The following is a 9,567-nucleotide window of genomic DNA, read 5'->3' as shown; positions in this document are numbered from 1 at the left end:
CCTCTGCTGGTTCCACCACCACACCATCGACACCAGCGGATGGAAAATCCGCATGATCAACAGCCGACCCCAAGTACGCGGCCCCCTGCTCTGGGACCCGACCCAAACCTGGCGGCCCACCCAGAGCCACCGGGCTAACACCACCAACCCCGAACCACCCTGGCGCACCTAAGACCATCAAGCGCGGCCGGAATTCTGTTCATCTTTGACTTCGACCGGGCTCGCCTCGAGCAAAACAGCGAGTCGCGGCCTTCTGCATTACTCACTGCAGTCACCCAGGCGTGGTGCCCCCGGTAGGAATCGAACCTACGACAATCGGATTGCGGCGGACCCTTTTTAGCCGAGCGACTCTCATTGCGAAACCTAGACTGAACTCGTCCGATCTCGATCTGATCAGGAGTTCCCTGTGATTTCTATTGCAATTCTATCGCATCACCTAGGCCCATCTCGGCTGGTCTCGACGCAATAAACGTTGAATAAACGTGCGCGCATCAAGTCCCCATGTTTGGTCCCAGACCCACCCATTCGACATACGATACCGAACGCGAGCCGAACTCCTGGTCGTGCTTCGGCACAACGGTCGCGACCGCGCTTGACCGATCTGGGCAGGCGACCAGAGAGATCGCGAAATATGCCCATCTCCAGGGGTGGCAAGCCAAAGGCCAGTTACCCGACGGACGGTCGGTGAATCCGTTCGTCTACCGCGTCCGCAGGACCTTGGAAAGACATCGCAACGCGCTGCTGCGCGACGCGGGCAACATTCCGAGCATCCTCGATTGTCAGCCTGTTCGTGGGCACGCGCCCAACGACCTCCTGCATCGCAAGCTGCACGACCAGTGACTCGACGGGCACACGAGGCTTTCCCCGATGAGTCCTAGCCTGGTTATCCATCTCCGCGTCGACGAGAAACCGTGCACTATTGCGGTGAGCATGGGTCACGACTGTTCTTATGAGTCGCTCGAACTGCTGCTGCCGCTCTTCGCGCCGAACCATGGCCTCCGTGGCGCGAACGGCCGCTGCGACGTCGCGGCCGGTCAGGAGGTCGACCCGGCGCATCCGCTCTGTGACGAATTCGACCGCCTGGGCGTAGACGATGGTCTCCACCGAAACTGGCGGGAGCCCCATGCGTGCTCTAGTTTCCACGTAGGCGTCGGCGAAATCGCGCATGCGGGCACCGTTCTTGAGCATGTGCTCGGTGAGCGACTCCGCGAACACCGTGAACTGCCGGAGATGTTCGGGCCGTGACGAGTCACTGAAATAGGCGTCGGCCTCGCGCTCGTTGGCCCGGCGCTCGGCCGCAGTAGTCGCGTGCAGAAGCTTTGGCGGGAGGCCGGCCCGACTCAGGCTGCGCTTCCGCCGTCGCGCCGCCGCGTTGGCCTCCAGCTCGGACCGGTAGATCTCCGGATCGCTGCGCCGGTTGCGCTGCAGCTCGGCACGACGCTCCTTGTTGCGCTCAGCCCACTGCCGGGTTATCTGCTTCGTGCGCTCCGGGTCCGCATCCCGCCTGGCCGCGCCCCGGGCATTCACCTCGCCGCGATGGGCCTCGTAGTAACGGTTGTAATACTCGCGCACCTTCTCGCGATTCTCCGCCACCCACCGCTGCTGATACTCCCGCCTGCGCTCCGGATGCTCCACCCGCCACCGCTTCGCCCGCTCCCTCCCCCGCGCCCGCACCTCCGCCTCACGATGCCGGCGAGCCGCGGCCCGACGGATCGAATCCCGATTAAGCTTCGCCAAAGGCGACAGCTTCGTCGCCGAAGGATATGTGCGCACCTTCCAGGTCGAGCGCGACGGCGAAACCATCCAACGCGAAGAGTTCGTCGCCAAGAAGATCGGCCATGATCTCGCTCGCACTAACTACCAGATCACTAGAACCAATCGCTCGGCTCAGGGCAGCGAACAGGACGCTGCGGCAACGCAGACGGCAATCGTCAGCGAGACGGAAGCTGCTCACGCCAGCTCGGGGTGGTGAAGCAGCGATGGCAGAGTCCTTGGTCGAGTGGGCATCCGGTGAACACGACGACGCGTTCGGAGCAAGCTCGTTGGAAGATCTCGACGGGCCGCTCACTGCGGAGCCGCCGCATCCGATCAATTGAAACCTCCTCAGCGCCGACGACGCCGAAACTGAATGGATCGAACTCAACCACTGGGTGAACTGGCTGCGACGCACCCACGGGCTGCCAGCATCCGTCGTGCCGCCGTTCTGGCACCGCCACCCCGAACTCATCTGGGAACTCTCCGCGCTGCACCTACACTGGCTCGGCGCCTACGACCCCGACCAGCACGGCTCAGCCCCGCTCGGCTGGCACCGTGACTTCGCGGATGCCCGCCAGCGACTTCGCGAATGGGTCGCGATCTCGGGGACGCGGCTGGAGCGGGATCGTTCGACTCGGCAGACGTCATGGCCAGGCGAAGCGCCCGCCGACGCCGTGGAGGACGTTGTCATTATCGTTCGCGACGAGGACTTCGTGCAGTTCGCGGTCGATGACGTCGCGCGTCGCCGCGATGCCGAGGCATCGTTCTACTCGCGCGCTGAATCTAGTTGATATCGCCAAGCCTTGGCTCTTGCGAAGGGCGCAAAAGGACCTGCTTCGCTGTCGCAGCTAACGCACCTGAGCGCGACTGTTCAAAGGTCGGGGCAAACGCGACACCCTCGGGCTCGTGACCCGCAGATCCCAGTATCCGTGCGGACGTGCCCGCTCACCGTCCCCGCGTGACACGGCATCAGCGGCACGGCCGCCGGGCGGTTTGGCCCCAGATCTGTCCCGCAGTCCGGCGGCGAATTCAACAATTCGTTGCGACGACCGGTTAAGTTCGCCGTTCTGGGTTGCCCCAGGGGGCCGACGGGACCTTCTCAAATTCACATGGTGCATGATGAGAGGGATGTTCACTCCTACCCGAGCTGCCGGCCTCGAAACCCTCGGCCTGTTCGTCCCTCATGCAGGGTTAGATTACACGCGAGACCGCAATCACGACACTGGACCCTCCCGTGAAAACGTCTCCGGTCTCTCTCCGTACCTCCGCCACAGACTCCTGACCGAGCGCGAAGTGGTTTCGGCTGTGCTTGAACGGCATCGGTTCGGTGCATGCGAGAAATTTGTGCAGGAAGTCTTCTGGCGGACGTACTGGAAGGGATGGCTCGAGCAGAATCCCGAGGTGTGGCGACGGTATCGCCGCGATGTGGCCGAGCTCGGGCTCGCGAGTGACACACGCTCCGGAGGTTACCGCGAAGCTATCGCTGGGCACACCGGCATTGATGCGATGGATGCGTGGGTGCGTGAGCTTGTGGACACCGGATACCTGCACAACCACACCCGCATGTGGTTTGCGAGCATCTGGATCTTCACGCTCGGCCTGCCGTGGCAACTCGGTGCGGACTTCTTCTATCGACACCTTCTTGATGGCGATGCCGCCTCCAACACGCTCTCCTGGCGGTGGGTTGCCGGGCTTCAGACCGCCGGAAAGACCTACCTCGCGACGGCATCGAACATTTCTCGCTACACCGAGGGCCGGTTCTCGCCATCGGGACTCGCCACGTCGGCACGAGCGATCATCGAAGAGCCACTGCCAACGCGGGCACCGATTGCTCCCGCCGAATCCACCCCATTGGGCGCCCGAGTGGGGCTGTTGCTGCACGAAGAGGATCTGGACGCGGCAAGCCTGCGCGCCGAGCTTTCCTGGTTGGATTCGAACAGCCGACTCGTGGCTATCGCCGGATCCACCGATCCCGACGAGCGCTCGCCCTCCGGCGCCTCGGCTGCAGTGCGGCGATTCACGGCATCAGCCCTCGATGACGCTGCCAAGCGGGCCTTAGACGCCCTCGGGCGACCGGCGAGAGTGCTACCCGACGCGCTCCCCTCCACGGTTCTGAAGTGGGCGGAGTCCGAACGCCTCGATACGGTGGTTATGCCGAACGCACCGGTAGGCCCGGTGCAGCAACGGATGCTGACGCTCGGCGCCGCTCTCGCCTCGGAGGGAATAACGGTCACGATCGTCAGGCGGCGCTGGGACACGCTCGCTTGGCCCTACGCCGCGCGCGGGTTCTTCCCTTTCCGCGAGCGTATTCCTGAACTGCTGCGCCAGCAGGGCTTGTAGACCCGGGACCCTGACACAGGGCGACACGATCAGCAGAGTCGAGCAACCGCCGGACACATCACGCGGCACAATGCCCAGAGCGTCGGTAACTGCTTACTAGTCGGCGTCGTGAAATCGCAAAGCGCAAAACCCCCACTTCGGAGGCCAACGGGACACCGGTGGTGTTCAGTCAATACTGCGATGTATTTCACAACGCCGTACCCACATTGGAGGAGCACGCGGAGAGTATCGTGATTACCTCACATCGTCGAGGAAATGCCCTGTCACCAATGTTTTCAGGGGATGTCGGCTACTGTCACCTAACCGTGCAGCAGACCCCTCAAGGGTTACGCTTGCGGGATGGGCAGCAAGACTGACATTCATTGGGTTAGTGGCGGTCAGCGTCCGAGGCAAGAATGGGCCCACTGCGCAAATCGAGTGCCGCGGAGCGGAGCGCGACACCTACCTGTGGATAGATAAAATAGAAGGGCAGCCCATGTGTGCTGCCCCTCTTCAAAAATGGGAAGGGTCGTCAGCACCCCTTCGGACCCGCAGGGTTCTCGCGTTTGAAGAACCAGCGGCCCAGAAGGGTAACCAAGATTCCAATAAGCACGACGCCGGCGACGATCAGAAACGCGCGCATCCCATCACTGGACGCGATCGTGGCGGCATTAACGAAGGCCAGCAACCCGCAGAACACGATCGCGACCCAGCCCACGATCTGACGGCCGCTTGGCCGCTTGGCCTGACCTTCCCGTCTTTCGGTCACGGTGTTCTCCTTCATTTTAGTATTCATCAGTAGGCGAAATTCCCGGCCTTGTCGCGCTTCTCTTGGCTCACACTACCGAGGTAGGCCGCCATGCGGCCGCCGCCGCCCACGGGCTAGTCGCGGAAGCGATTAGAGACCCAGAGAAGCCGCCAATCAGTCTTTCGGCCTGAGCCCAGAACGGCCCAAGATCCCGCGCAGACCGAATGGCCGTCGCAGCCGAGGCCACAGCTGAGGTCGCATGAGTCGTGACTACGGTCGACGATGCGGAGGAAACCGAGTGGGTAGACGCCATGGCCGGGGCATCAGTTGCCACCATTGCAATGACGAGTGCCCCACCAGCGCGCGTCGTTCTGTACCCGCGGTCGATCTACTCGAGACCCGTTAAACGTTCGTCCTACGGGACCCGGCGTTATTGGCCTAATCTCAGCCGATGATCTGCCGCAACGATTTAGAGGCTGTTGTGTGCAGCAGTACGTGGCGATGGTGTGTCGACTGATCTGTTGGATCGTCGTGTCGTAGCTTGGTAGGCCAGCCATCCGGCTGCGATGAGCGCCAGTACCGCGGCCGCCAGGAACGCAATGTTGTGGCTTGGAGATGCAGTACCGAGGTCGATGGTGACTATAGCCGCGAGTCCGACGGTGTTCCCAATCTGCTGCGCAGTCGTGAGGATTCCGGAGGCGATGCCCCCGAGGCTGCTGGGAAAGGATGCCGTGATGAGGTTTGCAAGGGTACTGATCGCCACCCCCATGCCGGCGCCGAAGCCAGCACTGATGAAGATGATCGCACCCGTCCAACCGTCTTGGGCTACAGCGGCGATGGCGAACAGACAAACACTCATGAGTAAGACTGCGAGGACAGCCGCATTCATGGATCCGAGCTTTCTTACGATGGCCGGAGAGGCGGCGGCTGCGATGAAGGCGGCCGCGGACAAAGGCAGAAATGACAACCCTGTCTGGAGCGCATTCAGATCTCTGTGCACTTGGAAATTCAGGGTCAGAAAATAGAAAGTACTGGTCATTGCCCCACCGACGAGAAGCATTGCCGTGGGGAGCTGCCACACCCGTTCCCCGGCCAAGCGTCGAAGGGGTAACAAGGGATTCGACGATGACCCGATTTCGATGAAGACGAACAGGAGGAGGCTCCCCGCTGCTGTGACGAACCAGACAGCCGCGGGGACGTCGAGCAACTTTGATTGAAGCGACGCGAACCCCAGCGTCAGGGTCGTGACGCAGACTGTCCCCGCCGCCGCTCCGGGCAGATCGAGGCTGCCCCTCTGTACTGGCTGAATACGACCGATAGCGATGGTCAAAAGACCAAGGAGAACCACGCACAGCGGGACGTTTACGAGAAGAGTCCACCGCCAACTCGACCACTCGACCAACAGACCGCCGGTGAGAACGCCAATCGCACCGCCGCTACCTGCCGCGGCACCCCACAGTCCAAAAGCACGAGCGCGCCCCGGGCCTGCAGGGAAGGAAAGCGACAGCAGTGACAGCGTCGCTGGCGAGATGAGCGCAGCAGCGATCCCCTGGGCCATGCGCGCCGCGATCAGGACGCCGGCCGTTGGAGCCGTTCCCCCGACCAGACTGTCCACTGCAAAAAGGGCAACCCCTATAAGCAGGATCCGACGCGCCCCAAACGTATCGGCTAAACGTCCCGATACGAGGAGCAGCCCGGCAATCGGGATAGCGAAAGCGTTCACGACCCAGGGCAGGTTTTCTCGTGAGATGCCGAGGTCTGCTGCCAGCTGCGGCAGTGCGACAGTCAAGATTGAACTATCGAGAACGACCAGGAACTGCGCAATACTGCAGACGGCGAGGACAGCGCGTTGTTGTTTCACTCGCGGTCGAGGCGAACGATGACGTTGCCGCGAAATTTCCCCAGGAGGAGTCCGTCAAGGACCGCCGGCGCCGCCTCAAGGCCGCCGTTGACGATGGTGTGCGGAAAGACGATTTTGCCTTCGCTGAGCCAGAGCCCGTAGTGCTGGTTCCAAGCTTGGATCTGGTGGGGGGTGTGGAAGGTAGAGAAGGGGCGAATCTCAATTTGTTTGACGATGGCCGTCATGATGTCAAGACGCGGACTGCCTGCGTCGCCGCCATCAATCTGACCGGCCAGTGCCCCGCAGAGCGCGAAGCGTGCACCGGGAGCCGCGGCCTGAACTGCCGCCACAAATTGGTCACCGCCAACCGTGTCGAAGAAGACGTCGATGCCTTCTGGCGCTAGTTCTTGCAAGCGGGAGGCGATCGACTCCGTACGGTAGTTGACCGCGGCGTCGAAGCCGAGCTCGTCAACCAGGTAGGCGACTTTGTCATCGCTGCCTGCGCTCCCGATGACGGTCTTCGCGCCCAGCGCTTTTGCAATTTGTCCGGCGAGTGAACCAACGCCGCCCGCAGCCCCGCTGACGAAAACCACATCGCCCTCACGGACCTGGGCGATATCAACGATCCCGTGATACGCAGTGACACCTTGATTCAGCACGTATTCCGCTCCCGGCAGGACTTCGATCGGTACCGGCCAAAACGTTTCTGCAGCCGCGACGGTCTCCTCCCGCCATCCGCTCATGTGAGTCACGACGGATCCGACCGGCAGGTCGGCTGCTGACTCTGTGACTGTTCCAACGGCCCCGCCCCAGAGCGGCGTCCCCAGCGCATAGGGCGGCATTGGAAGACCGGGATGTTCCGTCATGAGATCGGCCATGACGGCGGTGATCTGAATGAAATCGTTCCGCACGCGAACCTGACCGGGCTCCAGACGTGCGGCTTCAATTGTCTGCATCGTGAGGCAGTGCGAAGGAGAGATGGTGTGATCGGTGCGGTACTGGTTCAGGACGATCTCCTCGGTGGTAGTGGCAAGCGCGGTGATGTTGGGCATGTGAAGTACTCCAGTTCGGTTCGGCCCGGTGGTTGCCGGGCAGGTGCCACCGTAGAAGCAGTACCGGACAGGTATTGTCCGCTACAGGGTGGAAGATGAAGATTATGTGGGATACCTCCGGACGACTGCTGAGATTGTTAGCGCTGCTACAACGCACCCGGGAGTGGAATGCTGCCGAGTTAGCAGTCGAACTGGAGGTCACGGCCCGCACTGTTCGACGCGACGTCGCCCGGCTTCGTGATCTGGGCTACCCGGTGGCCAGCGTTCACGGCACTGGTGGTGGCTACCAGCTCGAAGCCGGTACAACATTGCCTCCGCTGATGTTCGACGCCGAAGAAGCAATTGCCACCCTCCTCGCGCTGCAGGATGCATCCGCGACAGGCAATCGTGGTGCAGCCCCTGGGGCGCTTAGCGCCCTCGACAAGCTCAATCGCGTCATGCCGCCCCGACTGCGTTCCACGATCGATGCCCTGGCACAGAACTCCAGCCGCATCGACCTGGGCAGCCAGATCGGCTCGGACCCGGCGCCCGTGAACGCGAACACTCTCGTGCAGCTTGCTCGAGCGTGCCGGGACCGCCGACAAATCGAGGTCACGTACCAGGGGCGCTCGGGAGTGAAGGGGTGCCGACACCTTGAGCCCCTTCATCTCGTTCGCACGATGAACCGGTGGCACCTCGTCGCGTTCTCCCTCGATGTGAACGACTGGCGCATCTTTCGCGTCGACCGCCTAGCAGATGCCACCATCACGCCAGCCTCAAGTCGCCCTCGACAACCGCCGGCAAAAGACCTCGATGTCTATGTTGCGGGCCGAGTCAATGCGGCGGTCCGGCAGGTGACCGCGACCGTGCGCGTTCACGCTCCCCGCGCTGAGGTCGCCCACTGGATCTCAGCCGCCTGGGGAACCATCACCGAGGAAACAGCCGAAACGTCAATCATCCAGGCCGGCGCGGACAGCTACAACGCGATCGCACGCTGGCTGCTTCTGATGGATAGACCCCTAACCGTCGTAGAACCACCAGCGCTGCGAGCGGCATTTGCGACCATCGCCACCGAGGCAAAACGCACAGCTTCGAAAGAGGCCACAGGGAGGTCTGCGGCGAAATAGCAGAAGTGTTAGCTCCTAACTGTGGCGTGCAGGTTAATTAGGCATAGGCCCACGGTGCGCTTTCAGGGACGCGCCACTTCTACCCAGCGAAGTTTTCGACAATGAGCGGCCGGTTCAATGACGTCAGCAAAGTCAGCGATAGATTCGAAATTAGACAGTCCCGTTGAGGGTTCCTCCTAAGGGAGGGCGGAGAACCAGCTGTCTCGGCCTTGGACAGAGCGCCCCGCCGCCGAGAAGTACTCTGGGACGTATGTTCCCCGCCCTGCCGATCGTTATCTCTGCCGCCTCGCCCACCTCCGCCGAAGCTCAGGATGTGTCGACTCGGTATTACGAGGACTTGGTTGGCCGGTACCATCAACGGCCCGCTACACGTGGGGAAGTTCGAGATGCTGAAGCCGGATACCCCAACGGTGACCTCGTCGCACCTACGGGGATTCTGTTGCTCGCCCGCCAGGGGCTCTCTGTGCTCGGCTGCGCAGGAATGCGAGTTCGCCCTAACGCTATCGGAGAGGTGACCCGAGTTTTCGTTGAATCTGCAGCACGTGGACGCGGCTTGGGGCGTCTGCTGATGGAGGAACTGGAACGCAATTCCCTGGAAATGGGAATCCGTACCCTCCGGTTGGACACTCGCACCGACCTAATTGAGGCGCGCGACCTCTATGCGTCCCTCGGCTTCGTTGAAGGGGAAGCGCATAACTCGGACCCGTACGCGAACCACTGGTTCCGGAAGGAACTGGTGTAGAGGCC

General features: G+C 62.2%; 8 protein-coding genes and 1 pseudogene. 5 read left to right on the top strand and 4 right to left on the bottom strand.

The annotated features are described in order from the left end of the window. Positions 1 to 666 precede the first annotated feature (666 nt). Positions 667 to 1,635 carry a hypothetical protein gene (locus tag CXY78_RS01290; protein ID WP_140425615.1) on the bottom strand — a complete coding sequence of 323 codons (969 nt, stop codon included), beginning with the start codon at positions 1,633 to 1,635 and terminating at the stop codon, positions 667 to 669. A 130-nt stretch (positions 1,636 to 1,765) separates the two neighbouring features. On the opposite strand from CXY78_RS01290, the gene CXY78_RS01285 reads away from it, so the two are divergent. From CXY78_RS01285 to CXY78_RS01275, 3 genes and pseudogenes are all read left to right on the top strand, one after another. Then, a complete protein-coding gene (locus tag CXY78_RS01285) occupies positions 1,766 to 1,972 on the top strand; it encodes a hypothetical protein (protein ID WP_092342558.1) in 207 nt (68 codons plus the stop codon). A gap of 7 nt (positions 1,973 to 1,979) precedes the next feature. Further along, positions 1,980 to 2,546, top strand: a pseudogene (locus tag CXY78_RS01280) (hypothetical protein). Between the two features lie 325 nt (positions 2,547 to 2,871). Further along, on the top strand, positions 2,872 to 4,095 hold the full coding sequence (locus CXY78_RS01275) for an FAD-binding domain-containing protein (protein WP_369827214.1): 1,224 nt from the start codon (positions 2,872 to 2,874) through the stop codon (positions 4,093 to 4,095). A gap of 511 nt (positions 4,096 to 4,606) precedes the next feature. Here CXY78_RS01275 and CXY78_RS01270 read toward each other — a convergent pair. The 3 genes from CXY78_RS01270 to CXY78_RS01260 form a co-directional block, all read right to left on the bottom strand. Next, on the bottom strand, positions 4,607 to 4,858 hold the full coding sequence (locus CXY78_RS01270) for a hypothetical protein (protein WP_092342562.1): 252 nt from the start codon (positions 4,856 to 4,858) through the stop codon (positions 4,607 to 4,609). Between the two features lie 433 nt (positions 4,859 to 5,291). After that, positions 5,292 to 6,683, bottom strand: a complete 1,392-nt coding sequence (locus CXY78_RS01265) for an MFS transporter (RefSeq protein WP_233197140.1) — start codon at positions 6,681 to 6,683, stop codon at positions 5,292 to 5,294. Then, a complete protein-coding gene (locus tag CXY78_RS01260; RefSeq protein WP_104087672.1) occupies positions 6,680 to 7,714 on the bottom strand; it encodes an NADP-dependent oxidoreductase in 1,035 nt (344 codons plus the stop codon). The genes CXY78_RS01265 and CXY78_RS01260 overlap by 4 nt, the downstream gene beginning before the upstream one ends. Before the next feature lie 95 nt (positions 7,715 to 7,809). Here CXY78_RS01260 and CXY78_RS01255 point away from each other — a divergent pair, with 95 nt between their 5' ends. Continuing rightward, a complete protein-coding gene (locus tag CXY78_RS01255; RefSeq protein WP_104087671.1) occupies positions 7,810 to 8,820 on the top strand; it encodes a YafY family protein in 1,011 nt (336 codons plus the stop codon). A gap of 250 nt (positions 8,821 to 9,070) precedes the next feature. Further along, the gene (locus CXY78_RS21995; RefSeq protein ID WP_104087669.1) at positions 9,071 to 9,562 is read left to right on the top strand and encodes a GNAT family N-acetyltransferase; all 492 of its coding nucleotides are present in this window, start codon (positions 9,071 to 9,073) and stop codon (positions 9,560 to 9,562) included. The last annotated feature ends 5 nt before the right edge of the window (positions 9,563 to 9,567 follow it).

Origin of the sequence: Cryobacterium sp. N19, assembly GCF_002929595.1 — a bacterium.
Taxonomy (GTDB): Bacteria; Actinomycetota; Actinomycetes; order Actinomycetales; family Microbacteriaceae; genus Cryobacterium; species Cryobacterium flavum.
This window is presented reverse-complemented; position numbering and strand designations above follow the sequence as displayed.

What these genes read in the sequence shown, in the direction of transcription:
- CXY78_RS01275 (WP_369827214.1), top strand. Translation starts at nt 2,872, where the DNA reads ATGATGAGAGGGATGTTCACTCCTACCCGAGCTGCCGGCCTCGAAACC.
- CXY78_RS01270 (WP_092342562.1), bottom strand. Translation starts at nt 4,858, where the DNA reads ATGAAGGAGAACACCGTGACCGAAAGACGGGAAGGTCAGGCCAAGCGG.
- CXY78_RS01260 (WP_104087672.1), bottom strand. Translation starts at nt 7,714, where the DNA reads ATGCCCAACATCACCGCGCTTGCCACTACCACCGAGGAGATCGTCCTG.
- CXY78_RS01255 (WP_104087671.1), top strand. Translation starts at nt 7,810, where the DNA reads ATGAAGATTATGTGGGATACCTCCGGACGACTGCTGAGATTGTTAGCG.
- CXY78_RS21995 (WP_104087669.1), top strand. Translation starts at nt 9,071, where the DNA reads ATGTTCCCCGCCCTGCCGATCGTTATCTCTGCCGCCTCGCCCACCTCC.